This window comes from Sinorhizobium sp. B11, assembly GCA_039725955.1.
Classification (GTDB): domain Bacteria; phylum Pseudomonadota; class Alphaproteobacteria; order Rhizobiales; family Rhizobiaceae; genus Rhizobium.
Map to the genome: position 1 here is coordinate 1146758 of CP091034.1, position 25511 is coordinate 1172268.

Consider the following 25511-nt stretch of genomic DNA (forward strand, 5'->3'; position numbering starts at 1 on the left):
TCCAGCAAACCATGCTCTCAGAGCGCGATGGCGGAAGCCGGGGTCCGGGCCTCTGACGGCGTGTCGCAAAGCTCGCGGCGATATTCGTGCGCAGCGCAGACCGCAGCACGGATATGTTCGAAAGAGTCGATATTGCTCAGCAGTGAAATCAGAATTGTGGACATCGGTCGCTACTTTCGGAAACACGAAAAGGCAGGCGAACCGCCTGCCGGATCATCATTCCGGAATTTTCAATATTCCTGGAAGTCCGCGAAGATCATTGCCGGACGCGAGGTGCGGCTGCTGATTCCGGTACCGCGGGCGATCATCTGTTCGTTCGTGGCAAAGCCGAAACGGCTGTAGCCCTGGGTGCTGCGAACCTGATCGCTTGCTTGGCGCAGGGTTTCAAACCCGCAATGTATAGGACGAAAACTTTTGCTCATGGCCTTGGTTCCTGTTCATTCCTCCCAAGACACGCCCTCTATATTGCAGTGCAGCATCGATTCTTCAATGCCCCCTTGCAGGATGCAGCCATGCGTACATTGCATGGGAATATTCACAATATTTTCAAACTTGGCTAATTTGTAAGCAGAGACAGTTCTTTAAGTCGAGCTTGGAAGGCCAGCAGGTCGCTCCAGGCAAGCCGCTTGTTGACGGGCGCGGTTAACAGGTCCTGGGGATGCAGGCTGGCTATGGCCGGAATGACCTGATCTGCGACGGCGATCTCCTTCCAGCGGCCACGAAGCCCGTGGATCGTGTCATTTTCGCCGAAGAAGAAGCGCGCCGTGTAGTTGCCGAGCAGCAGAATGGCACGCGGCTCGGCAAGCTCGATCTGCCGCTCGATGAAGGGACGGCAGATCTCCGTCTCGGCCGCCGACGGCATGCGGTTGCCCGGCGGACGCCAGGGAATGATCTGCGTCAGGAGAATGGCTGACCGCTCGAGCCCGATCGAAGCCAGCATTCGGTCCAGCAATTGACCTTGCCTGCCGGCAAAGGCCGCTCCCTCGCGCTCGTCATCGGCGCCTGGCGCGGGGCCGATCACCATGATGCCGCTTGCCGGATCGCCGCTCGCAAAAATGGTCGAGCGGGCGCTGTTTTTCAGATTGCAGCCATTGAAGGCTTCGAGCGCCGTTTTCAGTTCTGCAAGCGAGCGAGCGCTCTCGGCTGCAAACCGCGCCTGCTGCACGGCTTCGCCGTCAGGAATTGCCGGCTGTGGCCGCGAGGACGGAATTGACGCTGCCGTCTGCTGCGGCGCAGGGCGAGGGGACGCCGGTCTCTCCGGTGGCGCCTGTCTGTCTGGCTGCGGTTGCGCGGCCGGTGCGGCCGAACGGCGCGCGGCCTTCATCGCCTCGAACTCGGCGAAACGGTCGACCGGCTCTTCTTCCAGCAACCAGTCCACGCCCGCCTCCGCATGGAAATGCAGAAGTGCTGCAAGTTCGGCCGGACTCAGGTCGTTTGCGGAGATCATGAGCAGACTTTAGCGGAGCGAAAACGGCAATGAAAGGGCGGGCATCCTTGCCCGCGCCCTTTCGGCCACTATTGCACAGTCCACTGGTTGATATCGTCGCGTTCGCCGATCAGCGCCAGACCGTGCGCGATCGAAAGCAACTCGCCGCCGGTTTCGATCTTGTCGCTGTCGAAGCGCTCGGTGAAGATGCGCCGCACGGCCGGTACGAAGGATGTGCCGCCGGTCAGAAACACCTTGTCGATGCCGGATGCATCGGTGTTGGTCTTTTCCAGCACCTCGTCCAGCGCCCCCTCGATCCGGGCGAGGTCATCGACGATCCAGCTTTCGAAATCGCTGCGCTTGATCGTGCGGTGACCGCCACGGCCGAGCGGGGCAAAATCGAAGGGCGCCTCTTCGGCGGCCGAAAGCGCCATTTTCGTTGCCGAGACGGCCTGATAGAGCGGATAGCCCTCGTCGTGATCGATAAGGTCGACGAAGATTTCCAGCTTCTCGGGCTCCAGCGCTGTGCGCACCAGCTTCTTGAGGTCTTCGAATTCCCTCGAACTCTTGAAGATCGACAGCTGGTTCCACCGGCTGAAGCTCGCATAGTAGTTTGACGGTACCTCGAGGATCTTGTCGAAACTCTTGAAATGGCTGCCTTTGCCGATCTGCGGCGCAACGATGTTGTCGATCATGCGCGCATCGAAATGGTCGCCGGCGACACCGACACCGGAATGGCCGATCGGCGTTGCCGTCAGTTTGCCGGCTCTGGTCTCGAAGCGGATCAGCGAATAGTCCGTCGTACCGCCGCCAAAGTCGGCGACGAGCACGGTCGCATCGGCTTTCAGGTTCTGCGCGAAGTAGAAAGCGGCCGCGACCGGTTCGTAGACATAATGGATTTCCGGAAAGCCGAAGCGCGTCAGCGCCTCGTTGTATCGCTGCACCGCCAGCACCGGGTCCGGATTGGCGCCGGCAAAATGAACGGGACGGCCGGCTATGATGCGGTTCACGTCGCCTGGCCAGTTCTCGCCGGCATAGTGGCGCAGACGCCGGATGAAGATTTCCATCAGGTCTTCGAAGCTCTGCCGCTTGCCGAAAATGATCGTGCCCTGGAAAAGCGCGCTTGCCGCAAAGGTCTTGATCGACTGCAGGAAGCGGCAATCGCCGGGATTGTCGATGAACTGCTGGATTGCCGCATGTCCGGCCTCCACCTTCAACGCCGAAGCGCCAAGCTGCGCGTCCTTCATGAAGGACAGCGCAGTGCGCATGCTGTCGGCCGTGCCGGCGCTGCTGGTCAGTGATATGGAATGCGTGTCGGCGCCGCCGTCTGCCAGCGCCAGAACAGTATTGGTCGTGCCGAAGTCAAGCCCGAGCGCCCGTGCCATGGCCGTGCTCCCTGTCAAATATGTCGAAAATCTATGAGCCGGGGCGGATACCCCGAAATGCGAAAGGGCGCCTTGTTGTGCGCCCCTGATATCTTGTGAGAGGCGCGTGATCGCATAGGAGCAGGCGGAAAGCAACCCATGCCGCTTAGTTTCCGAGTTGCACGCGTGTCCCTTCTGCCATCTTGCCGATCCACTTGCGAAACATCTCCATGGCGGGCGTAACAGAGCGGGATTTGAGCCGCGTCAGCCAGTAGCTGCCCTTCGAGATCCAGACCGGAAAGGGCTGTTCCAGCTCGCCGGCAGCTAGCTGGCGGGAGAACATCAAGGGCGGTGCGAGCGCTACGCCCGCGCCCTGCAGTGCCGCCTCGATCATCAGCACGGAGGAATCGAAGACCATGCCGCGGATCGGTGGGGAGGTGACGTTAGCCTTCTCGAACCAGCCCGGCCATTCGTCGGCGCGGTAGGAGCGCAGCAGCGTCTGATGGGCGACGTCTTCGGGGGAGGAGAGCTGGCGGGCGATCGAGGGAATGCAGAGCACCGAGAGTGGCGCTTCGAACAGGGCTTCGGCCTCTATGTCGTGCCAGGCGCCGTTGCCGAACTTGATCGTATAGTCGAGCCCTTCGGCAGCAATATCGACGCGGTTGTTGTTGGTCGAAAGCCTGAGATCGATAAAGGGATATTGCTCGCGGAAATCGGCAAGCCGCGGCAGGAGCCAGCCGACGGCAAGCGTGCCGACCGCGCCGAGCTTCAGCACTTCACGCATATGACCGCCTTCGAAACGCTCCAGCATGTCGGCCATGCGGTCGAAGGAATCCTGCAGGGCAGGAAGCAGCGCAAGCCCTTCCTCCGTGATCATCAGCCCGCGCGGCAGGCGGCGAAACAGGCTGACGCCGAGCCGTTGCTCCAGGAGTTTCACCTGATGACTGACGGCCGCCTGCGTAACGCAGAGTTCGATCGCCGCCCGGGTGAAGGAAAGATGGCGCGCCGCTGCCTCGAAGGCGCGCAGCGAATTCAGCGGCAAATATGGTCGAACCATGGCAATGGCCTAATCTGATTTATACCTGACCGGAAATATCGTCGTTTGATTGGGCCTCGCAAGCCAGCCTAGAAAGCCCAGGTCGAACCATATGGAGAGAGAAAGTGGCTTTCGAAAGACTTGTTCTTCTGGCATTTTCCATAAGTATTGCAGTGATTTCCATGAAACCGGCGCCGGCATATGCCGCCGATCCCATCCGCTGCACCGTCATCATTGATGAGAAGAGCGGCGAGACGATTTACCGTAAGGGCAATTGTGATCAGGGCTTCTATCCGCAGTCGACCTTCAAATTGCCTTTGGCCATGATGGGCTATGATTCCGGCATTCTGGTCGATGAGCACAATCCGCTCTGGACATATGATCCGAAGCTCAAGCGACCGCAGCGCGAGCAGAAGGATACCGACCCGACCATCTGGGAGCGGGATTCCATCGTCTGGTACTCACAGGCGCTGACCCGCAAGCTCGGCAAACGTGCCTTTGCCGATTACGTCAGGCGCTTCGGCTACGGCAATGAGGATGTCTCGGGCGGTCCTGGCAATACGGATGGGCTAACCGAATCCTGGCTGATGTCATCGCTCAGGATCTCCGCCGAGGACCAGGTGCAGTTCCTCCGCCGGTTCCGAACCGGCCGCCTGCCGATATCGCAGCGCGCGCGGCAGATGACGGAGGCGATCATCCCGCATTTTGAAGCGGCCGACGGTTGGGATATCCAGGGCAAGACCGGCGCCGGCTGGTTGCGCAACGCGGCCGGCAAGACCAATTATGAACGGCCGCTCGGCTGGTTCGTCGGCTGGGCGACAAAGGGCGACAGACGGCTGATTTTCGCGAGGCTCTACATCGCCAATCATCGCTACGCCGACAATCCGATCAGCTTCGAGACGCGCGATACGCTGGTTGCGGACTTCCCCGGATTGGTCGAAGACCGCTGAAAGGAAGAGGGCGCCGGAAGGGCGCCCTTTCTGTCTCTCTATTCGGCGGCCATCGCCTGTGGTTCCTCTGCGACGTGCTCCTCCGTCTTCCCGCGGCTGAGCAAGCGGTGGAGGAAATTCCCGAAGCGATCCATCTCGACGAAGATGACCGGGGTGATGAACAGCGTCAGCATCTGCGAAACGATGAGACCGCCGACGACGGCAATGCCGAGCGGCTGGCGCAATTCCGAGCTCGCACCCGTGCCGAGCGCGATCGGCAGGGCGCCGAGCAGGGCGCAGAAGGTCGTCATCATGATCGGGCGGAAGCGTCGCACGCAGGCCTCGTGGATCGCCGCCGTCGCCTTCTCGCCCGTCGTTCGCATGGTCTCGACAGCCACGTCGATCATCATGATCGCGTTCTTCTTGACGATGCCGATCAGCATCAGCAGGCCGATCAGGGCAATGATCGAAAGATCGAAGCCCATGATCTTCAGCGCCAGCAGCGCGCCGAAGGCCGCCGCCGGCAGGCCCGACAGGATGGTCAGCGGGTGGATGAAGCTTTCATAGAGCACCCCGAGCACGACATAGATGGTCAGCACCGCTGCCAGGATCAGATAGGGCGTATTGCCCTGCGATTGCTGGAAGATCTCTGCCGTTCCGCCATAGGACGTAAAGACGTCGGCCGGCATGTTGAGATCCTTCTTAATCTGGTCGATCCGGGCCGTCGCGTCGCTGAGCGATACGCCCTCCGGCAGGTTGAAGGAAACGGTGGTCGAGACGAGCTGGCCCGTCTGGTTGATGGTGACCGGCCCGAGCGTGCGCTCGACATGCGCGAAGTTCGACAGCGGCACCAGGCTGCCATTGGAAGAGGCGACGCGGATTTCAGAGAGCTTCTGGTCGTCCCAGGGTTTGCTCGTGTCATATTCGACGATGACGTCGTAGCTGTCGCCGGTCGACTGGATTTCCGCAGCCGCAAAGCCGCTGAAGGATTCCTGCAGCGTCGTGCGCAGCGCGTCATTGTCGATCCCGTAGGCGGCTGCCCGCTCGGTGTCGATAACGATATTGGCCTGCAGGGCATTGTTCTGCGCATCCGAGGTCACGTCCGTGAACAGGCGGTCGCCGCGCATGGCCTGCTGGATCTTGCCGGCCCACAGATTGGTCTGGTCGGCGTTCAGCGCCTGGATGACCAGCTGATATTGGCTGGCGGTCTGGCGCCCCCCGAAGCGCAGGCTCTGGTTGGGCGTCACGAAGGCCTGCAGGCCGGGGATCTTGTTGATCGCCGTTCGCAGTTCGCGCAGCGTCTGCTCAAGCGGTTCACGCTGATCCTTGTCCTTCAGTTCGACGAACATCGAGCCGTTGTTCTGGGGCTTGTTGGGGTTGCCGCCGACGGTCGACATGACGTGATTGACCGCCGGGTTCGCCTTGACGACGGCCGCGGCCTGTTGCTGCAGGGCTTCCATCGCCGAATAGGAAATATCCTGCCGGGCCTGGGTACTGATCGTCAGGCGCCCGATATCCTCCTGCGGGAAGAAGCTCGTCGGCAGCGTCATGAAGAAATAGACGGTCAGCGCGACGGAAGCGAGGAAGACTCCAAGGATGAAGGGCCGGTGGCGAAGGCACCAGCCGACCGCATTGTCGTAACCGCGCAGCGTCCGCTCGAAACCGGCATCGAAGATGCGGATGAGCAGTGGCGGACGGCTGTGATTGTTGGAAAGGCGCGAACCGAGCATCGGCGTGACCGTCAGCGAGACGATCGCCGAAGCGATGATGGCGATCGCAACAACCATGCCGAATTCGTTGAACACGCGGCCGACGACACCGCCCATCAACAGGATCGGGATGAAGACCGCGATCAGCGACACCGACATGGAGATGATGGTGTAGCTGACTTCGCCGGCACCCTTGATCGCCGCCTCGCGCACCGGCATGCCTTCCTCGACATGGCGCAGGATGTTTTCGAGCATGACGATCGCGTCGTCGACGACGAGACCCACCGCGAGCGTCAGCCCGAGCAGCGAGATGTTGTCGATACTGTAGCCGAGCACATACATCATGCCGAAGGTCGAGATCAGCGACAGCGGAACGGCAAGGCCCGGAATGATCGTTGCCGTCGCATGGCCCGTGAAGAGATAGATGACGAGAACGACGAGGCCGATCGTCAGGAGCAGCGTGAACTTCACGTCGGCGATGGCATCGCGGATCGGCTTTGCGGCATCGTTCATGATGACCGTGTTGACCGATGGCGGGATTTCGGCGTGAAGCTGCGGCAGCTTGGCGTTGATCGCATCGACGACGTCGACGGTGTTGGCATCCGGCTGGCGCTGGATGGCCAGGATAATGCCGCGCTGGCCGTCATACCAGCTGCCTGTATACTGGTTCTCGACGCTGTCCTGGACATCGGCGATATCGCCGAGATGGATCGGCGCGCCGTTCGGATTGGCGATGACGAGCGAGCGGAACTGCTCGGCATTGGTACGCTGCGTATTGGCCGTGATCGTCATGGCCTGCGAATTGTTCTGCAGCGTGCCCACCGGCTGTTGGCTGTTGGCAGCCGCAAGCGCCTTGTTGACGGTGTCGATGCCGATGCCGCGAGTAAGTAGCTTGTTGGGATCGACCTCGACGCGCACGGCATAGGTCTGCGCACCGAAGACACTGACCTGGGCAACACCCGGAAGCGTCGACAGCGACGGCGAGATGATGTCTTCGGCGATCTCGTCAAGCTTGCTGCGCGGCATGGTATTGCTTTGCACCGAAAGCAGCATGATTGGCGCATCGGCCGGGTTCGTCTTGCGGTAGCTCGGCGGCGTCGTCATGTTGTCGGGCAGCTGCCGCGTCGCATGCGAAATGGCCGCCTGCACGTCGGCGGCGGCCGCATCGATATCGCGGTTCAGGTCGAATTGCAGCACGATACTGGTGCTGCCGAGCGAACTCGACGCGCTGATCTCGCTGATGCCGGGGATCGTCTCGAACTGCTTGATCAGAGGGGTCGCGACCGAAGTCGCCATCGTCTGCGGCGAGGCGCCGCTCAGCTGCGCCGAGACGTTGATGGTCGGAAAGTCGACCTGCGGCAGAGCCGCGACCGGCACGCGCTGGTAGCCCGCAAGACCCGCGAGAATGACGCCGATCGCAAGCAGGGTCGTCGCGACCGGTCGCTGAATACAGAAATTCGGGATCATTGCTCAGTCCCCACCGCGATCGTTTCGGCCTGCTGCTGTTGCCGAGGCGCGTCGGCGGAAGCGACGTTCAGGGTCTTGTCGTCGAATTGCTCGCTGACCGCCTGCTGGTCGTTGAGCTGGCCCTGGCCTTCGACGACCACGTGGTCGCCCTCCGAAAGGCCGGATGCGATGGCCGTGAAGCCGCCGTTGGCACGGGCGACGGTAACGGGCGTCAGATGCGATTTGCCGTCCTTGGCCACGAAGGCAAAGAAGCCGTCGGGGCCGGGGCTGACGGCAACCGTCGGCACGACCACCTGCTGCTCGTCATTGTTGAAATGCACGATGATATTGATCGACTGGCCGGGCCACAGCGCACCCGAGGCGTTTTCGAACTTCGCCTTGGCAAGGATCGTGCCCGATGCCGTGTCTACCGTGTTGTCGTAAAAGCTGATCTCGCCCTTGCGCACTCTTCCCTTGGTGGAATTGGGCGCCGTGCTGACTTCGACCGGACCGACGGCCAGCGCTTTCTTCAGTTCACGCAGGTAACGCTCCTGCAGGTGGAACTTCACATAGATCGGATCGTATTTGGCGATGGTGACGATGGCCGCACCGGCATTGACGAAGGCACCCTTGCTGGGAGCAATATCGCCGAGCCTGCCATCGAAAGGCGCGCGAATATCGGTATGCTCGAGGATAACCTGGTCCGAAGCGAGCGTGGCCTTGTCGGCTTCGACGGTTGCGGCAGCGGTATCGCGGGCGGCTCTCGCCTGGTCGAGGCTCTGTTGCGTGCCGGCCTTCTGGTTGAAGAGGTCCTGCGCCCTTGTCAGCGCCGTCTCGGATTCTGCGAGCGTCGCTGCATCACGCACGATCATCGCATTGTCCTTGTCGACGGCAGCCTTGGCCGTCCGGTCGTCCAGTTTGGCGATCAGGTCGCCCTCCTTGACCGTGGCGCCGTCATTGGCCTCGATGCTGACGATGAGGCCCTGTTCCTGGGCGGCAATCGTCGTATTGTCGTCGGCATCTGCCCAGCCGGTTGCCGTGACGTCGGTGGGCAAAGCGGCCTTCACGGCTGCTACGGTCTTGACCATTGTGGGACCGTTTGCGCCGCGCCGGCGCCCACCGCCCTGTTGTTGACCACCCTGCTGTCCGCCGCCGCTCTGGGCCTGGTCGGCCTGAGCCTGCTGATGATTGCCGTTCTGGCTCCCGTCGGGCTTCTTGATGAACTGTGACAGATAAGGAATATCAGAAGCGTAGGGGATCTTGTTCCCGAACTGCCAGAAGCCAACAGCGGCCACGGCTACAATGCTGACGGTGATCCAAAATTTCTTCATAAGCGAAACCGGTTTTGTTGGGCAGATTGCGTGATTTTCTACGGTGATTGAGCCGCCTATATTGCGGCGCAAAAAAGACATAATCACCCCGGCAATGATCACTAAGCAGTTATAACGGCTTAAATTTTCGTAATGAACATTCCGTAATATTCAAACTATACTAATATATAGTCGTTTAGGCAGCGTTCTCCGCCTTGGCGAGCTGCCAGCGCAGGCTGTACCGGCGAAACACTATTTGGTCCGCATTGCAGGTTTTTGCGCGGGATGGAACCTGGGAAATGCGGAGGCAGACTGTCATGGCCGAGTTGAACGCCGGTGATTTTCGCGAGCTTATCACCAACATCTTTCCGGAGTTGACGGGCTCCGTTTTCAAGCTCGCGACGAAGGGCTGGGATTCGACGGCCATCGATGTCGATGACCGTCTGATCTTCAAGTTTCCGCGCAATCCGGCCGCCGAGAGGGCGCTGATCAGGGAAGCCGCTCTTCTCGGCATCATCAGGCCGTCGCTGTCGATGGCGGTTCCCGATATGCGCATTCATGACGGCCCTCCGATTTTCTCCAGCCATGCCAAGATCCAGGGCGAACACCTCATCACCGACGATTACGAGCTTCTGCCGGATGTGGCCCGCCAGCGCCTCGGCGACGATCTCGCCCGCTTCTATGCCGAACTGCATGATCTCGATGACGACCGCATGCGCGCGCTCGGCGCCGGTCCGATCCTGCGCTGGCAATCGCCTGATAAGGTGCAGGAAATGGCGCTGCCGTTGTTGTCGACCGAACTCGCCAGCTATGCAGAGAAAGTCATCTGGGATTTCCAGGCTTTGCCGCCGGATCCTTGCGGGGTCACTTACGGCTTCTTCGATGGCCATGGCTGGAATATGGCCTTCGACCATGCCGAGGGCAGGTTGAACGGCCTCTATGATTTCGCCGATTCAGGCTTCGGCCCGCTGCATCAGGAATTCATCTATTCGAACTTCATCTCGCCCGATCTGACATCACGCATCGTCTCTGGCTACGAGACGTTGACGGGCCGCCGGCTGGACCACCGGCGCATTGCCATTCTCACCGGTTTCCACCGCCTGTCCGAGTTGGCCGAACTTGCAGACGATCCCACCTATGTCGGCACGAAAATCGACAGCGTAGCGGCATGGGCCGCTGCGGACCGTGCCGGATGAGGGGCAGGGGTCAGAGGGAGCGCGCAGCACCTCCGTCACAGCGGATCAGCGAACCGGTGATGTAGCTCGCCGGCTGGCTGCAGAGGAAGGCCGCCGTTGCGGCAAATTCTTCGACCTTGCCGTACCGCCCGACCGGGATACGCGCCTCCTTCTCCACGCGAATCTGCTCGACGCTCTTGCCGGTCCGTTTGGCCGCAGCTCCGTCGAGATCGTCGAGCCGTGCTGTGAGGATGCTGCCGGGCAGAAGCATGTTCGTGGTGATGCCATGGCCGGCGACTTCCGATGCCAGCGTCTTGCTCCAGCCGGCAAGGGCCGGGCGCAGCGTGTTCGACAGGGCGAGGTTGGCGATCGGCTCGATCACTCCCGACGAGGCAACCGTCAGGATGCGGCCCCAGCCCTGCGCCTTCATGCCGGGCAGCAGCGCATTGGTGAGCGTGATGACGCGCGCGACCATGGAGAGGAAATAGGTTTCGAGCTTCTCCGGCGTCATGTCCTCGGTCGTGCCGGGCGTCGGGCCGCCGGTATTGTTGACGAGGATATCGAGCCCGCCGAATTTCTCCTGCAAGGCACCCGTAACGGTCTGGACGAAATTGTCATCCGCAAGGTCGGCCCAGATCCAGTCGGCCTTGCCATTGCGCTGCCCGTTGATCGCCTTGCAATTGGCTTCCAGCTGCTCGCCGCTGCGCCCGCAGAGAAGAACATTTGCCCCTTCCTGCGCCAGCGCCTTGGCGATGCCGAGCCCGAGACCGCGTGAGGAGGCGAGTACGAGTGCGCGTTTGCCCTTGATGCCGAGATCCATGATTTCCTCCATTTCCGGTGGCCCATCTATAGGGCGCAAGTCCCGTGAAAGAAAAGGACGAAGAGCGCTTTACGGGTACTCCAATAATTGACGTTAACGTAAGCGTTATATAATCTTCTGTGCGGATGAACGTCATTGTGCGAATTGGAGGATTGGCTGTCGCTTCCCGGCTCGACAATGTTTTCCGGTTTTGACAAGAGAATACCCCATAATGGGGATGAACGGTCGCGAGACGGCCGAGTGGAGACGGATGGATGACCGAAATGACCGAGCTGCCGGAACGCGAAAGCATGGAATTCGACGTGGTGATCGTCGGCGCCGGTCCGGCCGGCCTTTCGGCCGCCATTCGCTTGAAGCAGATCGATCCGGAACTCTCGGTCGTCGTGCTGGAGAAGGGCGCTGAAGTCGGCGCCCATATCCTCTCCGGCGCCGTCGTCGACCCTGTCGGCATCGACCGCCTGCTGCCCGGCTGGCGCAGCGAAAGCGACCATCCTTTCAAGACCGAAGTCAAGGACGACCACTTCCTGCTGCTCGGCCCCGCCGGCTCCATCCGCCTGCCGAACATCATGATGCCGCCGCTGATGAGCAATCACGGCAATTACATCGTATCGCTTGGGCTTGTCTGTCGTTGGCTGGCGACTAAGGCGGAAGAACTCGGCGTCGAGATCTATCCGGGCTTTGCCGCCACCGAGGTGCTCTACAACGACGAGGGCGCCGTCATCGGCGTCGCGACCGGCGACATGGGCATCGAGAAGAATGGCGAGCCCGGCCCGAGCTACGCGCGCGGCATGGCGCTCATGGGCAAATATGTGCTGATCGGCGAAGGTGTGCGCGGTTCGCTCGCCAAGCAGCTGATCGCCAAGTTCGACCTGCAGAAGGATCGCGAGCCCCAGAAATTCGGCATCGGCATCAAGGAACTCTGGGAGGTCAAGCCGGAGAACCATCGCCGCGGCCTTGTCCAGCATTCCTTTGGCTGGCCGCTCGGCATGTCGACCGGTGGCGGCTCCTTCCTCTATCACCTCGAAGACAATCTCGTCGCCGTCGGCTTCGTCATCCATCTCAACTACAAGAACCCCTGGCTCTACCCCTTCGAGGAATTCCAGCGCTTCAAGACGCATCCGGCGATCCGCGGCACGTTCGAGGGCGGCAAGCGCCTCTCCTATGGCGCGCGCGCCATCACCGAAGGCGGATACCAGTCGGTGCCGAAGCTCTCCTTCCCGGGCGGTGCTCTGATCGGCTGTTCGGCAGGCTTCGTCAACGTGCCGCGCATCAAGGGCAGCCACAATGCGGTGCTCTCGGGCATGATAGCCGCCGACCGCATCGCCGCGGCGATTGCCGCCGGCCGAGCCAATGACGAAGTGGTCGAGATCGAAAACGACTGGCGCAAGAGCGATATCGGCAAGGACCTGAAGCGCGTGCGCAACGTCAAGCCGCTCTGGTCGAAGTTCGGCACGGCCCTCGGTGTCGCACTCGGTGGTCTCGACATGTGGACCAACCAGCTCTTCGGCTTCTCCTTCTTCGGCACGCTCGGTCACGGCAAGACCGATGCAGCCTCGCTGGAACCGGCGTCACAGCACAAGAAGATCGACTATCCGAAGCCCGACGGTGTGCTCACCTTCGACCGTCTCTCCTCCGTCTTCCTGTCGAACACCAATCACGAGGAAGATCAGCCGGTCCATCTTCAGGTCAAGGACATGGCGCTGCAGAAATCGTCCGAATTCGGCATCTACGGCGGTCCGTCGACACGCTACTGTCCGGCCGGCGTCTACGAATGGGTGGAGAAGGACGGCGAAGAGACTTTCGTCATCAACGCCCAGAACTGCGTGCACTGCAAGACCTGCGATATCAAGGATCCCAACCAGAACATCAACTGGGTGCCGCCGCAGGGCGGCGAGGGGCCCGTCTATCCAAACATGTGATGCCGGTCGGTTGTTCGGCGCCGTAAATGCGGCGCCGAAGTGCTCCTGGAAAAAGCGTGCCGCTGATCAATATCGCGGGTGAATAGTATTGACGCCTCAGCCGAGTAACGCGCGCCCTATACCTGATAACACATTCGTTATCACTTTGCGCCGGGCCTATTTAGCATTTCATTAACCATAATCTCCTTAGCTTGCGACATCTTCTTGACGCACTAAGGACATGTTCATGACGATCTCGCGCCGGGGCTTCCTGATCGCTCTTCCCCTCTTTGTCGCCGGTTGCTCCTCGACCACTCTGAACAGCCAGACGAATTATGCCGCACTTCCCGATGAGAAATTTCCGCTGAGGCAGGTGCCGATCGATCAGATCAAACCGGAGCTTCGCCGCACCGAAGTCGCCTATGAGGGCAGCTATGCGCCGGGAACCGTCGTCGTCGATACACCGGCGCGGCGCGCCTATTATATCCTCGGCGACGGCAGGGCGATGCGTTATGGCGTCGGTGTCGGTCGCGAGGGTCTGGCCCTTGCCGGCAACGCCTATGTCGGCCGCAAGGCGGAATGGCCGAGCTGGACGCCGACGGAGAACATGCAGCGCCGTGAGGAGCGATACCGCAAGCTCGCCGGCGGCATGCCGGGCGGCCCGAACAATCCGCTCGGTGCGCGCGCCATGTATCTCTATCGCGGCGGTGGTGACACGCATTTCCGCATCCACGGCACCAACCAGCCGCAATCGATCGGTCTTGCCATGTCGAGCGGCTGCATCCGCATGATGAACCACGACGTCATCGATCTTTACAATCGCGTCGAAGTCGGCGCCAGGGTCGTTGTCATCCAGGCGACGGCTTGAGCATTGGTTGCCCCGGGAAAGCAACGCGGTGCTATTGGAGATCAAGGCGAGCGTCATCGATAGAAGTGAATTGACGGACGAGGCAAGTGCGCTCAATCTCCTGCTGTCTATTCAGGAGGGGAGAGCGAAATGCGCAGTATAAGTCTAGTAACTTCTATTGTGGTTATTTCTGCATTTGCCAGTACTCTGCCTGCGTTGGCGGCGATCAAGACTGTTACACAGAGGCCGACAATTCAGTCATTGCCGGCTGGGCATGCCGTGCTCTTTAATAATGGTCAGTGTCCTTCAGGGCAGATTGCCAAATTCGTCCACAAAGAAAAGTCGGGTCAACTTAAAAAATCCTGCGTTCATTCGAACTGAAGAACATCAGTCGATCAAGCCGGTATAAGGTGATTGAGGCGCCCGAAAGCCGCCGCAGCGGATCGCTGTCGGCGGCTTTTGTTTTGGGCGAATGTTCAGCGGCGCTTGGCGGCAATGCCGGTCGAGAGCGCCACGCCGATGCCGGTGATCACGGCGGCGCTGATTTCGGCAAGGCCCATCTGCTCGCCGAGCAGGAAGCCGCCGCCGAGCGTGGCCAGCACCGGTGTCAGCGCCGTGAAGGCCGCCGCCTGTGTTCCGCCGAGGGTGCGCACCGCCGTGCCATAGGCGACCATGGCGACAAGACCGGAAAGAATGCCCTGGCTCAGCACCTGCAGGCCGATTTCCGGAAGAGGGGCCTGCGGCAGCGAGATGCCGAACACCAGCGCGAGGGCGGCCATGATCAGGAAGGACCAGATGGCAATCAGCGCGCTCGCCTGGATGGCCGAAAGACCGGAGCGGCGGAAGGCATGCGTATAGCTTGCCCAGAGAACGGCGCCAGCCGGCAGCAGCACGAAACTCGTCCAGGGCAGGGAGGCATCGGCAAGGCTGCGCACGAGCAGGATCAGCACACCGGCGACGATCGCCGCCAGCCCGGCAATGCGCGTCGCATCCGGTCGTTCGCGAAAAAGCAGGATCCCGATCAGTGCGGTGGCGAGCGGCATGGAACCGCCGAGCAGGATGCCCGACGAGGCCGCCGGTGTGGAATGAATGGCAAGCGTTGTCACCAGAAAGAAGATCGCACCGCAGCCGGCGACCATGATCGCCAGCAGATGCAGCGGCAGGCCTTTTGGCATGAGCCCGATGCGCAGCCAGATCGGTGAGAGAACGAGGGCCGGAATGCCGAAGCGGATGAGGCCGATATCGATCGAACCGAGCGGCGTTGCAGCACTGTGGCGCGTCGCCAGAAACCATGTCGACCAGATCAGCACCGTCACGGTGCCGGCGGCATAACCCAGTCCTTGCGAAGGCGACTTCTCGTTTGAAAATGCGATCGTGCTCATCGTCCCGTCCTTTCCTCCGTCCGGATCTCATCCGGTTGAAAGAACATTAGCGCCAAGCGCCGAGGCATGTCCTTGCTATCTCTGGCTCAGAGAACGTGATATGCGCAATGATCTGCCAATTTATACTGATGGATTTCGCAATTATGCCAAATCTCGATAAATTCGATATTGCCATCCTGAAATGCCTGCAGGAGGATGCGCGCGCCACCAATGTCGAGATCGCCGAGAAGGTGAATCTTTCGCCATCACCCTGTCTGCGCCGCATCCGCAATCTCGAAAAGCTCGGCGTCATCCGCCGCTATACCGCCGATATCGACCGCAAGGAGGTTGGCCTTGGTCTCACCGTCTTCGTGGAATTCAAGGTTGCCCATCACAGCCGGGAAAATTCCGAAGCGCAGCAGGCGGCCTTGCTCGCTATTCCCGAGATCGTCTCCTGCTTCCTGATTTCGGGTACGGCCGATTTCCTGGCGGAGGTCGTCGTCGAAGACCTTTCGGCCTATGAGCGGTTGCTGACGGAGACGCTGCTGACCCTGCCGAACGTCACCGATATCAGGTCGAATTTCGCGATCCGCAGTATCAAGACACATGGACCGCTGAAGCTGCCAGAGCGCAACTGACGCACCATCTCCATTAATATGACTGCAATTGTAAACTTTACTTGAAAAAAGCGCTTCACTTCTGTAGCCGGTGTCTCGGCCGGCGAGAGGGCCGGCCCATCATTTCAGCATGAAGGATTTTGCCGTGAGCGTTTTTGATACTCCGCTGTCGCGCCGCCAGTTCGGCCTGTTGCTCTCGGCTGGCGTGGCAGCTGCCGTACCGGGCATTGTCCTTGCCGACAACGACAAGCGAACCATCAAGCACGAGCTCGGCACCACCGAAATTTCCGGCAAGCCGCAGCGTGTCGTCGCCCTTGAATTCTCCTTCGTGCAGGCGCTGAATGCCGTCGACGTCGTGCCGGTTGGTATTACCGACGACAACCAGCCGAAGCGTATCGAACAGCTGCTCGGCAAGAAAATCGACTACAGCTCGGTCGGCACACGGCTGGAGCCCAATCTCGAGCTCGTCGCTGCGCTGACGCCCGATCTCATCATTGCCGATGAACTCCGCCATTCGGCGATTTACGAGCAATTGAGTGCCATTGCGCCGACCATCGTGCTGAACAGCTGGGAGGGCAACTACGAGACCATCAAATCTTCGGTCGTCACCATCGCCGATGCCTTGGGCGAAAAGGCGAAGGGTGAACAAGCGCTGGCCGCCCATGAAGCCGTCATCGCCGGACTGGTCGCAAAGATCCCGGCTGGCGAAAAGCGCCGCTTCCTGCTCGCCGTCGCCAATCCGGATTCGATGAGCCTGCATAGCTCCTCCTCCTTCACCGGTTCCGTCTTCAAGGCCATGGGCCTGACGCCGGCGATCGATTCCAGCGATGCCGTGGAAAGCGGGGCAGGGATCGAGCGCCTTGTCGCCGTCAATCCGGACGTATTCCTGGTTGCGACCGACACCGGCGCCACCGTATTCGACCAGTGGAAAAGCAATGCCGCCTTCAACAATATTGCGGCGGTGAAGGCCGGCATGGTCTTTCAGGTCGACCGCAACCAGTTTTCCCCGTTTCCGCGGATTGACGACAGCAGAGATGATCGCCCGCGAAATCCTCGCCAAGGTCTATCAGGCGGGATAAGCGTCGATGACGACAAGAGGCGGCGCAGCCACGCGGCATGAAACCGGCAGCGCCGCGCTGCTGGCATTCTGCCTGTTGCTGGCGCTCGCTGCGACTGTCCTGGCCGGCATTTCCTTCGGCGTTTCCGCGCTAACCGGTCGCCCGTGCGCTTCATCTCCTTTTTGTGCCCGATGGCTCGCCTGACAGCGCCCTGGTCTGGGACGTGCGCCTGCCGCGGGCAATGCTCGCCACGCTGGTCGGCGCCAACCTCGCCGTTGCCGGCGTGTTGATCCAGACGCTGACCCGCAATTCGCTCGCTTCACCGCAGACCTTCGGCATCAATGCCGGGGCCTCGCTGGTCATCGTGATTTCACTGATCGCCATGCCGGGCCTGAGCGCCGGAGGCACCGTCTGGCCGGCTTTCATCGGTGCGGCTGCCGTAGGTCTCGCCATGTGGGCGCTGTCGGTATCGGGCGCGATGAACGAGATGAAGCTGGCGCTTGCCGGCATCTCCATCCAGCTCGTGCTCGCCGCCCTCGTGCAGGCGATCCTGATTGCCAACAATGCCGGCCAGGATATCGTCTACTGGCTCGCCGGTTCCATCAATGGCGCGCAATGGAGCAAGGTCTGGATCATACTGCCTTTCACGCTTCTCGGCGGCGGAATCGCTTTGATCGCCGGTCGTCATTTCGGCGTGCTCGCGCTTGATGAGACCACCGGTATTTCGCTTGGCCAGAATGCCAGACGTGTCGGCGGCCTTGCAGCCACGCTCATCGTCGTCCTTGCCGGGTCGGCCGTCGCCGTCAGCGGACCGATCGGCTTCATCGGCTTGCTCGTGCCGCATATCGTGCGGCGTCTTGCCGGCAACGACCAGCTGACAGTGATCGCGCTGAGCGCTATCACCGGCCCCTTGCTGTTGACTGCCGCCGATCTCTTGGGCCGCGTCGCCGCCTTTCCGGCCGAAACCCCTGTCGGCATCGTGACGGCTCTGATCGGAGCACCGGCTTTCGTCGCCATCCTCTGGCGGCAGAGGGCAAAATGACGAGTGCGGCCCTGCCATCGAAGAGCCTGCGTGCTGCAAGCGTCTGCCTTGCCATCGCGGTCCTCATCCTCGTCATTGCCGTGCTCGGCATGACGATCGGCGCCGTCACGCTCTCGGTCGGCCAAGTGCTGGAAGGCATTGCCGGCGGCAAGAGCGCCTTCATCGTCATGCAGTACCGCGCCCCGCGCGTCATCGTGTCCATCCTCGCCGGCGCCTCGCTCGGCATTGCCGGCGCCTTTCTGCAAGGCGCGCTGCGAAACCCGCTGGCCTCGCCCGATGTCGTCGGCATCACCAAATGGGCCGGCCTCGGCGCCTTCCTTGCCGGTCTCTTCGCGCCGCCGGCCTGGGCCGTCTGGGCCATTCCCGCTGGTGTCATCGCCGGTGCGGTTGCGGGCGCGCTGGTGCTGCTTGCCATCGGCCGCAGCTTCGGCGGCGGCATCGCGGCCCTGGCGCTTGTGGGCGTCGCCCTTGGCATGTTGGCCCAAGCGCTGATGCAATATGTCATGGTGCTCTTCCCGACGCGCGCCGACCAGTCGATGGTCTGGCTTGCCGGCAGCGTCTATGGCTCGACGATGACCGATGTGGTCGCTCTCTCACTCTGGCTCATCGCCTGCCTGCCTTTCGTGTTGATCGCCACTATCAGGCTCGATGCCGGCGGTTTTGGCGACGATACGTTGACGAGCCTCGGCATTTCGCCTGGCCTCTTGCGCGGCGGCCTCATCGTCGTCTCGGTGCTGCTCTGCGCCGGCAGCGTCGCCGCCGTCGGCAGCATGGGCTTCCTCGGCCTGCTGTCGCCTCATGCCGCCCGCCTGCTCGTCGGTCCACGTGCCCGGCATATGGTTCCGGCAAGCGCGCTGATCGGCGCCCTGACGCTTTCCGCTGCCGATCTGATCGGTCGGCTCGTGGCCCTGCCGAACGAGATCCCCGCGGGCATCGTGGCTGCCGTGATCGGCGGTCCCTATCTCATTTTCCTGCTGATCAAGGAGGCGGGTCGCCATGACTGATGCAGGCAAGACTGACGCCGGCCATTCACGCCTCTCCGCCGAGGATCTGACGCTCGGCTATGCTGCAATCAAAGTGCTCGATCATGTCGATGTCACGATCCCCGACGGCAGGATCACTGCCCTGATCGGCGCTAACGGCTCCGGCAAATCGACGCTGCTGCGTGCTCTCGGCCGTATCATCCAGCCGCTCGGCGGCACCGTGACGCTGGACGGCAAGGCGATCGCTTCCATGCCTGGCAAGGCGATCGCCCAGACCCTGGCACTCCTGCCGCAAAGCCCGGTTTCGCCCGATGGCCTGACCGTGCGCCAGCTCTGCCGCTTCGGCCGTCACCCGCACAAAGGCATGCTGTCGCGCACGAGCCGTCACGACGAGGCGATCATAGAGGCGTCGCTCGCTGCCACCGGGCTGGCGGATCTTGCCGAACGCCCGCTCGACCGCCTATCCGGCGGCCAGCGCCAGCGTGCCTGGATTGCCATGGCGCTGGCGCAGGAAACGCCGATCCTGCTGCTCGACGAGCCGACGACCTATCTCGATATCGCCCATCAGCTGGAAGTTCTGGAACTGTTGAAGGAATTGAACGAGAAGAGTGGACGCACCATCGTCATGGTCGTCCACGATCTCAATCACGCCGCCCAATATGCCGACCACATCATCGCGGTCGCCGATGGCGGCATCCATGCTGCAGGCAGCCCCGGAGACTTGCTGAAGCCGGAGCTGATCCGCAGCGTCTTCGGCATCGATGCCGTGGTGATATCCCATCCGGTTGATGGGACACCACTCTGCCTGCCGTTCGTTGGGCGCTAAAGCAGCGTTCCGCTGAGGATCAGCAGCGCCACCGAGAAGTAGATGACGAGCCCGGTCACGTCGACCAGCGTGGCAACGAAGGGAGCCGATGCTGTTGCCGGATCGAGCCGAAGTTTCTGCAGCAGGAAGGGCAGCATCGAACCCGACATGGAGCCGAAGGTGACGATACCGACCAATGCGGCAAAGACCGTCAGGCCGACCAGCTGCCAGTGCGGGCCGTAATCATAGAGCCCGGCCGTCTGCCAGAAGATCACGCGCAGCATGCCGACCAGCCCGAGAATGGCGCCGAGCACGACGCCCGTCGGCAGTTCACGCAGCAGCACCCGCCACCAGTCGGTCAGCTTCAACTCGCCGACAGCCAGCGCCCGGATGATGAGCGAGGTTGCCTGCGAACCGGAGTTACCGCCGGAGCTCATGATCAGCGGAATGAAGAGCGTCAGAACGACCGCCTTTTCCAGCTCGCCTTCGAAATGCTGCATGGCGCTTGCCGTCAGCATTTCGCCCAGAAAGAGGGCACAGAGCCAGCCTGCACGCTTGCGGATCATGCCGCCGAAGCTGATCTTCATGTAGGGTTTGCCGAGCGCTTCCATACCGCCGAATTTCTGGGCGGCCTCGGTCGTGTCTGATATCATCGTGTCGATGACGTCATCGACCGTGACGATGCCGAGCACCATGCCGTGGTCGTCGACGATGGGCATGGCCAGGAGGTCGTGCTTGCGGATCAGCCGTGCGACGTCTTCCTGCTTCATCAGCGCATTGGCCGAAACCGGCGTACCCTTCTGCGCGACGGACAGGATCGAGGCGTCAGGCTCGCCGGTGATGAGGCGGCGCAGTGTGACGACATGCATGAGCGCGCCGGAATTGTGATCCAGCACATAGATGGCATAGACGGTTTCGCGGGAGCGTTCGACCTGCCGCACATGGTCCAGTGTCTGGGCGATGGTCCAGTCGTCGGGCACGCTGACGAATTCCGTCGTCATGATGCTGCCGGCCGTGCGCGGCGGATAGCCCATCAGATGCTGGATGGCGATGCGGACGGGTTCTTCCAGGCTGGAGAATAGGCGTACGCGATCATCGACATCGAGTTCCAGCAGAACGTCGGCGACGCGGTCGTTCGACATGCCATGCAGCAGCCGGGCCGAATCTGCGCTGTCCATCAGCGCCAGAATGGCCGGTGCGTTGCGCAGTTCCGGACGGTCGAGAATGTTGACGGCATAGTCCTGCGGCATCCGAGAGAGGATGCGGCCGGCTTCAGCCGGGGCAAGTCCGTTCAACGACTCCACGCGCTCGGCAATGGTCGCGACACGGCTGTTATTCATGAAGGCACGGGCAGCATAGCCGGCCCGCAGGGGGAAGCGATTGATATTCATTGGCTCGCCTTTCCGTCGATCCGCCGTAGCGTCCGAACGGGCGAGCCTGGAGCGTCCAGGTCAGCGCACGACGGCCGCGTACGGCAAAGGCAATCGACTGCTACTGTCGCTTGGCATCGTGATGATGGCTCCGTTGATATCCGTGCAAGACATGCGTCATCCACGTGTCACACTAGGTGGTCTCGAATGCGGAAAAAGTCAAGCTGCCTAGATGCTTAACGCCAGAATGCCGCACCCTCGGCGCGGCATTATAGGTCAGCATCCTTTACGCAATATTTCGGGCGTCGAAAAAGGCGGATTTTCGGTCCTGAAAACCTCAGAATCCGGCGAGAACAACCTTGCCCTTCATCTTGCCGCTCTCGACCATGGCATGCGCCTTTTTCAGGTTCGCGGCATTGATCGCACCCACGGTTTCCGACAGCGTCGTGCGGATTTTGCCGGCATCGACGAGCTCGGAAATCCTGTTGAGGATCTTGTGCTGCTCGATCATGTCAGGCGTGCCAAAGAGCGGACGGGTGAACATCAGTTCCCAGTGAACCGAAGCGGCCTTGCGCTTGAAGGGAACGATATCGAAGGTCTTGGGATCGTCGATCAGTGCGAAGCGGCCCTGCGGTGCGAGCGCCTCGACAATATCGGCAACATGCTTGTCGGTATTCGTCGTCGAGAAGATGAAGCCCGGTGCGCCGATACCGAGTGCTGCGACTTGCGGTGCGATCGGCTTGGAATGGTCGATCACATGATGCGCTCCATGTGCCTTGACCCATTCCTGGGTTTCCGGTCTAGAGGCGGTGGCGATCACGGTGAGGTCGGTCAACATTCGGGCGATCTGTACGGCAATCGAGCCGACGCCGCCGGCGCCACCGATGATGAGCACCGCAGGCGCGGCGCCCGGCACCGGATCGGTGACACGCAGACGGTCGAACAGTGCTTCATAGGCGGTGATCGAGGTGAGCGGCAGGGCGGCCGCAGCGGCAAAATCGAGGCTCTTGGGTTTGCGCCCGACAATGCGCTCGTCGACGAGCTGGAATTCGGCATTGGAGCCGGGGCGATTGATCACGCCCGAATAGAAGACCTCGTCGCCCGGCTTGAACAGCGTGACATCCGAACCGACAGCCTTGACGATGCCGGCCGCATCATAGCCGAGCACCTTCAGTTCATCGGCAGGCGGCGCCATGCTGGCACGGACTTTCACATCGACGGGGTTGACCGAGACTGCCTTGATCTCGACGAGCAGGTCGTGGCCGTTGGCCTCGGGTGTTGGCAGCTCGACATCGATCAGCGAGGTTTCGGCGGCGATTGGCTGTGGGGTCTTGTAGGCGACGGCGCGCATCTTGGGAAACTCCTGTGTTCATTGCACGAGAGCTAGATGCGACCTATGTTCCGGCAACGCAAGAATGCACAAATTCTGTACGTAGTACCAAAAAGGATACTGTAGATGTCACTGCCGCGCGCCAAATTGGTCACGAATTTTCCCGGTTGCCCGGTCGAGGCGACGCTGAGCTATCTCGATGGAAAGTGGAAAGGAGTGATCCTTTTCCACCTGATGGACAGGACTTTGCGCTTCAACGAGCTGAGGCGCCATCTGCCTGCCATCACCCAGCGCATGCTGACGAAGCAGCTGCGCGAGCTGGAGGAATCCGGCGTGATCTCACGAACTGTTTACCCGGTCGTGCCGCCGCGTGTTGAATATGCGCTGACACCGCTCGGCTCCACGCTGAAGCCGGTCATCCGGGCGCTTGCCGCCTGGGGCGATGAATTCGTCTTCTGCAGCCCCGAGGGACGGGAGCTGCGTATCGCAAAGGCCTTAGGCAGTTCGGCTGCGGAGCTCCAGGCGTAGCGACGCGGCAAAGACGAAGAGGCCGAGGAACGACAGGACGGCGCCGACATAGCCGGTCGCTGCAAAACCGTAACCCCAGGCAATGACGAGGCCGCCGAGCCATGCGCCGAGCGCGTTGGCAATGTTGAAGGCCGAGTGATTGGAGGCGGCAGCCAGCGTCTGCGCATCGGCTGCGACATCCATCAGGCGCGTCTGCAGCGCCGGGCCTGCCGCAAAGCCGCAGCCGACGAGGAAGACGCAGAGCCCGAGCATGTAGGGGTTGGCGGCGGTCAGCGAGAACATCGTCAGCACGACGATATTGTAGACCAGCGAGCCGCCGATCGTGCCGAGCAGCGATTTGTCCGCAAGCCATGAACCGATGACATTGCCGGCATTCATGCCGACGCCGAAGAGCACGAGCATCAGCGCAACGGCCGTTTCCGGCAGCATCGCCACCTGCGTCGTCGTCGAGGCGATGTAGCTGAACATCGCGAACATGCCGCCGTAGCCGACTGCGGCAATGCCGAGCGTCAGCAGGATCTGCGGACGGCGGAAGGCGCCGAGTTCACGCAATGCGCTTGCCCCTTCAGCAACCTTGTCATGCGGCACGTAGAACCAGATGAGCGCAACAGTCACGAGACCGATAATGCCGACGGTGAGGAAGGCCACCTGCCAGTCGAGCGCCTGGCCGAAAAAGGTCGTTAGCGGCGTGCCGAGCAGGGTTGCGACCGTGAGGCCGAGCATGACGCGGCCGACGGCTCGCGCGCGGCGATGCGCCGGCACCATGGAGGCGGCAACGAGGGCTGCCACGCCGAAATAGGCGCCATGCGGCAGGCCGGTAATGAAGCGCAGCACCGCAAAGCTTTCGAAGGTCGGCGCGATGGCGCTCAGAATATTGCCGACGGCAAAGAGCAGCATCAGGCAGAGCAGCAGCGTGCGCCGCGCCATCTTGGCGGCAAGCACGGCGATGACGGGTGCGCCGATGACGACGCCGAGCGCATAGGCGCTGATAACATAACCAGCCTGTGGGGTCGTGACCGAAAAAGTGTCCGCCACATTGGGCAGGAGACCCATGATGGCGAACTCACCCGTACCGATGCCGAAGCCGCCTGCGGCGAGCGCCAGTTGCACGAGCGCGACCGTCATGGCCGAGGGAAGAGCTGCCTCCGGCCCGGAATCGGTAGAATCATCATCGATGGAATCATTGATGGAATCGTTGACGGCAACCTGGCTCACGGGCGGTCCTCGGAGGATCTGTGCTTGGATAACGGCCGCTGGCGGGACACGCAGGACCGGTCATTCAGAAATGGCGGGAGGCGGAGATGGGATCTCCATTCTTCTATCTATCAAATGGCAAGCCGAAGGCGTCGAGTGCTTTTTTTGCAGTGCAGCGTCCTGCTATCTGCATACGTCCATTGCAATATTTGCGCTTCAGTGATGTGTCCGGAAAAATCGTCCGGCTTGAAATCACAGGTGTATCGACCATTTCTTGAGGTCAGGCATCACAGCGAGGACAGGGAATAGGCACCTCATGAAGCTCGTCGGTTTTTTTCAATCGCGACGGCGGTACTTTCAGAACGACAGACATGCAGGCTTATGAGAAGCGCGCGGAGGAGGTCTTCCGCGATGCCGGGCATGATTTCGAAGCGATCGTCTTTTCCGGCGGCGAGATCGTTCCCGCCATGGAGCGCGCCGCACGGCGCGACGATATAGACGGCATCGTCGCCGGTGGTGGCGACGGCACGATCTCGGCAGCCGCTTCCATCGCCTGGAAGAACGGGGTCGCGCTTGGCGTCGTGCCGGCCGGTACCATGAATCTCTTTGCCCGCTCGCTGAAAGTGCCGCTCGATATCTGGCAGGCGCTCGATGTGCTCGCTTTCGGCGAGCTCGACAATGTCGATATCGCCAGTGCCAACGGCAGGCCCTTCATTCACCAGTTCTCCGCCGGACTGCACGCACGCATGGTGCGATACCGCAATTCCTACAGCTACCGCTCCCGCCTCGGCAAGATGCGCGCCAGCACGCGTGCTGCCTTCGGCGTCGTCTTCAACCCGCCGGAATTCGAGGTCGCGTTCGAGGCGGCGGGCATGAAGGAGACCCGGCGCGTCTCGGCGATATCGGTCTCAAACAATCCCTTCGGCGAAAACGCGCTGCTCTATGCAGACAATCTGCGCAGCGGCGAACTCGGCTTCTATACGGCAAAGCCGCTGAGGCCGCTCGGCGTCGCACGATTGGCGATCGACATGCTGCGGGGCAAGTTCCGCGAAAACGACGCTGTCATGGTCATGCATCCGGCCGAGGTGTATCTGCATTTCCCGAAGCTGCGCGCCAAGGCGAATTGCGTCATGGACGGCGAACTTCTGCCGCTGGCGCGCGATATCACGGTGAAGCTTCATCCGGGCGAACTGAAGGTACTGGTCAGGCAGGGATTGGCTGCCCAGGAGGGAGAGGGTGACCGGCGCGAGCCGGCGGCCTGAT

Annotated in this window: 22 protein-coding genes and 1 pseudogene; 11 read left to right on the forward strand and 12 right to left on the reverse strand. The window is 61.5% G+C overall.

Annotated features, from left to right (window positions below):
- Positions 1–17 precede the first annotated feature (17 nt).
- The 5 genes from LVY75_15465 to LVY75_15485 form a co-directional block, all read right to left on the reverse strand.
- Positions 18–164: a hypothetical protein gene (locus tag LVY75_15465; protein ID XAZ24599.1), complete on the reverse strand. Its 147-nt coding sequence runs from the start codon at positions 162–164 to the stop codon at positions 18–20.
- Between the two features lie 66 nt (positions 165–230).
- Entirely contained in the window at positions 231–422 is a 192-nt protein-coding gene (locus LVY75_15470) for a hypothetical protein (GenBank protein ID XAZ24600.1), read from the reverse strand.
- A 134-nt stretch (positions 423–556) separates the two neighbouring features.
- Positions 557–1447 (reverse strand): uracil-DNA glycosylase, encoded by an 891-nt coding sequence (locus tag LVY75_15475; protein XAZ24601.1) that lies wholly within the window; start codon positions 1445–1447, stop codon positions 557–559.
- Positions 1448–1515: 68 nt separating this feature from the next.
- Positions 1516–2811, reverse strand: coding sequence for an Hsp70 family protein (locus tag LVY75_15480; GenBank protein XAZ24602.1), 1296 nt, complete (start codon positions 2809–2811; stop codon positions 1516–1518).
- Positions 2812–2956: 145 nt separating this feature from the next.
- A complete protein-coding gene (locus LVY75_15485; GenBank protein XAZ24603.1) occupies positions 2957–3847 on the reverse strand; it encodes a LysR family transcriptional regulator in 891 nt (296 codons plus the stop codon).
- 104 nt (positions 3848–3951) lie between these two features.
- Between LVY75_15485 and blaOXA the strand changes: the two genes are divergently transcribed.
- Positions 3952–4776: a class D beta-lactamase gene (gene blaOXA / locus LVY75_15490; GenBank protein XAZ24604.1), complete on the forward strand. Its 825-nt coding sequence runs from the start codon at positions 3952–3954 to the stop codon at positions 4774–4776.
- Between the two features lie 38 nt (positions 4777–4814).
- Here blaOXA and LVY75_15495 read toward each other — a convergent pair whose 3' ends face one another.
- Together LVY75_15495 and LVY75_15500 are read right to left on the reverse strand one after the other, a co-directional pair.
- The gene (locus LVY75_15495; protein XAZ24605.1) at positions 4815–7931 is read right to left on the reverse strand and encodes an efflux RND transporter permease subunit; all 3117 of its coding nucleotides are present in this window, start codon (positions 7929–7931) and stop codon (positions 4815–4817) included.
- On the reverse strand, positions 7928–9241 hold the full coding sequence (locus tag LVY75_15500) for an efflux RND transporter periplasmic adaptor subunit (protein XAZ24606.1): 1314 nt from the start codon (positions 9239–9241) through the stop codon (positions 7928–7930). Before LVY75_15500 ends, LVY75_15495 begins: the two co-directional genes overlap by 4 nt.
- Positions 9242–9537: 296 nt before the next feature.
- Here LVY75_15500 and LVY75_15505 point away from each other — a divergent pair, with 296 nt between their 5' ends.
- The gene (locus LVY75_15505; protein ID XAZ24607.1) at positions 9538–10416 is read left to right on the forward strand and encodes an aminoglycoside phosphotransferase family protein; all 879 of its coding nucleotides are present in this window, start codon (positions 9538–9540) and stop codon (positions 10414–10416) included.
- Positions 10417–10426: 10 nt separating this feature from the next.
- Here LVY75_15505 and LVY75_15510 read toward each other — a convergent pair whose 3' ends face one another.
- Positions 10427–11215 carry an SDR family oxidoreductase gene (locus LVY75_15510; GenBank protein XAZ24608.1) on the reverse strand — a complete coding sequence of 263 codons (789 nt, stop codon included), beginning with the start codon at positions 11213–11215 and terminating at the stop codon, positions 10427–10429.
- 254 nt (positions 11216–11469) lie between these two features.
- On the opposite strand from LVY75_15510, the gene LVY75_15515 reads away from it, so the two are divergent.
- Positions 11470–13134 (forward strand): electron transfer flavoprotein-ubiquinone oxidoreductase, encoded by a 1665-nt coding sequence (locus LVY75_15515; protein ID XAZ24609.1) that lies wholly within the window; start codon positions 11470–11472, stop codon positions 13132–13134.
- Between the two features lie 226 nt (positions 13135–13360).
- Positions 13361–13981 carry a L,D-transpeptidase gene (locus tag LVY75_15520; protein XAZ24610.1) on the forward strand — a complete coding sequence of 207 codons (621 nt, stop codon included), beginning with the start codon at positions 13361–13363 and terminating at the stop codon, positions 13979–13981.
- Positions 13982–14436: 455 nt separating this feature from the next.
- Here LVY75_15520 and LVY75_15525 read toward each other — a convergent pair whose 3' ends face one another.
- Positions 14437–15342 carry a DMT family transporter gene (locus LVY75_15525; GenBank protein XAZ24611.1) on the reverse strand — a complete coding sequence of 302 codons (906 nt, stop codon included), beginning with the start codon at positions 15340–15342 and terminating at the stop codon, positions 14437–14439.
- A 143-nt stretch (positions 15343–15485) separates the two neighbouring features.
- Between LVY75_15525 and LVY75_15530 the strand changes: the two genes are divergently transcribed.
- From LVY75_15530 to LVY75_15550, 5 genes are all read left to right on the forward strand, one after another.
- On the forward strand, positions 15486–15959 hold the full coding sequence (locus LVY75_15530; GenBank protein ID XAZ24612.1) for an Lrp/AsnC family transcriptional regulator: 474 nt from the start codon (positions 15486–15488) through the stop codon (positions 15957–15959).
- A gap of 124 nt (positions 15960–16083) precedes the next feature.
- Complete coding sequence (locus tag LVY75_15535; GenBank protein ID XAZ24613.1) at positions 16084–17058, forward strand: ABC transporter substrate-binding protein; 975 nt, start codon at positions 16084–16086, stop codon at positions 17056–17058.
- Positions 17059–17180: 122 nt separating this feature from the next.
- Positions 17181–18038, forward strand: a complete 858-nt coding sequence (locus LVY75_15540; protein ID XAZ24614.1) for an iron ABC transporter permease — start codon at positions 17181–17183, stop codon at positions 18036–18038.
- Entirely contained in the window at positions 18035–19042 is a 1008-nt protein-coding gene (locus LVY75_15545; GenBank protein ID XAZ24615.1) for an iron ABC transporter permease, read from the forward strand. The genes LVY75_15540 and LVY75_15545 overlap by 4 nt, the downstream gene beginning before the upstream one ends.
- Complete coding sequence (locus LVY75_15550) at positions 19035–19847, forward strand: ABC transporter ATP-binding protein (GenBank protein ID XAZ24616.1); 813 nt, start codon at positions 19035–19037, stop codon at positions 19845–19847. The genes LVY75_15545 and LVY75_15550 overlap by 8 nt, the downstream gene beginning before the upstream one ends.
- Here LVY75_15550 and mgtE read toward each other — a convergent pair.
- Both mgtE and LVY75_15560 read right to left on the reverse strand, forming a co-directional pair.
- Positions 19844–21217, reverse strand: a complete 1374-nt coding sequence (gene mgtE / locus LVY75_15555; GenBank protein XAZ24617.1) for a magnesium transporter — start codon at positions 21215–21217, stop codon at positions 19844–19846. The genes LVY75_15550 and mgtE overlap by 4 nt on opposite strands.
- 316 nt (positions 21218–21533) lie before the next feature.
- Positions 21534–22547, reverse strand: a complete 1014-nt coding sequence (locus LVY75_15560; GenBank protein XAZ24618.1) for a zinc-binding alcohol dehydrogenase family protein — start codon at positions 22545–22547, stop codon at positions 21534–21536.
- Positions 22548–22652: 105 nt separating this feature from the next.
- Here LVY75_15560 and LVY75_15565 point away from each other — a divergent pair, with 105 nt between their 5' ends.
- Entirely contained in the window at positions 22653–23054 is a 402-nt protein-coding gene (locus tag LVY75_15565; protein XAZ24619.1) for a helix-turn-helix transcriptional regulator, read from the forward strand.
- Here the strand turns inward: LVY75_15565 and LVY75_15570 are convergent.
- Positions 23022–24269, reverse strand: coding sequence for an MFS transporter (locus tag LVY75_15570; GenBank protein XAZ24620.1), 1248 nt, complete (start codon positions 24267–24269; stop codon positions 23022–23024). The two genes, LVY75_15565 and LVY75_15570, sit on opposite strands and share 33 nt — an antisense overlap.
- A 295-nt stretch (positions 24270–24564) precedes the next feature.
- Between LVY75_15570 and LVY75_15575 the strand changes: the two are divergent.
- Positions 24565–25510: pseudogene (locus LVY75_15575) on the forward strand (diacylglycerol kinase family lipid kinase).
- The last annotated feature ends 1 nt before the right edge of the window (position 25511 follow it).

Coding starts and splice junctions, on each gene's coding strand:
- LVY75_15560 (XAZ24618.1), bottom strand. CDS start 22,547: ATGCGCGCCGTCGCCTACAAGACCCCACAGCCAATCGCCGCCGAAACC.
- LVY75_15550 (XAZ24616.1), top strand. CDS start 19,035: ATGACTGATGCAGGCAAGACTGACGCCGGCCATTCACGCCTCTCCGCC.
- LVY75_15465 (XAZ24599.1), bottom strand. CDS start 164: ATGTCCACAATTCTGATTTCACTGCTGAGCAATATCGACTCTTTCGAA.
- LVY75_15470 (XAZ24600.1), bottom strand. CDS start 422: ATGAGCAAAAGTTTTCGTCCTATACATTGCGGGTTTGAAACCCTGCGC.
- LVY75_15525 (XAZ24611.1), bottom strand. CDS start 15,342: ATGAGCACGATCGCATTTTCAAACGAGAAGTCGCCTTCGCAAGGACTG.
- LVY75_15510 (XAZ24608.1), bottom strand. CDS start 11,215: ATGGATCTCGGCATCAAGGGCAAACGCGCACTCGTACTCGCCTCCTCA.
- LVY75_15565 (XAZ24619.1), top strand. CDS start 22,653: ATGTCACTGCCGCGCGCCAAATTGGTCACGAATTTTCCCGGTTGCCCG.
- LVY75_15495 (XAZ24605.1), bottom strand. CDS start 7,931: ATGATCCCGAATTTCTGTATTCAGCGACCGGTCGCGACGACCCTGCTT.
- LVY75_15505 (XAZ24607.1), top strand. CDS start 9,538: ATGGCCGAGTTGAACGCCGGTGATTTTCGCGAGCTTATCACCAACATC.
- LVY75_15500 (XAZ24606.1), bottom strand. CDS start 9,241: ATGAAGAAATTTTGGATCACCGTCAGCATTGTAGCCGTGGCCGCTGTT.
- LVY75_15480 (XAZ24602.1), bottom strand. CDS start 2,811: ATGGCACGGGCGCTCGGGCTTGACTTCGGCACGACCAATACTGTTCTG.
- LVY75_15475 (XAZ24601.1), bottom strand. CDS start 1,447: ATGATCTCCGCAAACGACCTGAGTCCGGCCGAACTTGCAGCACTTCTG.
- LVY75_15545 (XAZ24615.1), top strand. CDS start 18,035: ATGACGAGTGCGGCCCTGCCATCGAAGAGCCTGCGTGCTGCAAGCGTC.
- LVY75_15530 (XAZ24612.1), top strand. CDS start 15,486: ATGCCAAATCTCGATAAATTCGATATTGCCATCCTGAAATGCCTGCAG.
- LVY75_15485 (XAZ24603.1), bottom strand. CDS start 3,847: ATGGTTCGACCATATTTGCCGCTGAATTCGCTGCGCGCCTTCGAGGCA.
- LVY75_15515 (XAZ24609.1), top strand. CDS start 11,470: ATGACCGAAATGACCGAGCTGCCGGAACGCGAAAGCATGGAATTCGAC.
- LVY75_15520 (XAZ24610.1), top strand. CDS start 13,361: ATGACGATCTCGCGCCGGGGCTTCCTGATCGCTCTTCCCCTCTTTGTC.
- mgtE (XAZ24617.1), bottom strand. CDS start 21,217: ATGAATATCAATCGCTTCCCCCTGCGGGCCGGCTATGCTGCCCGTGCC.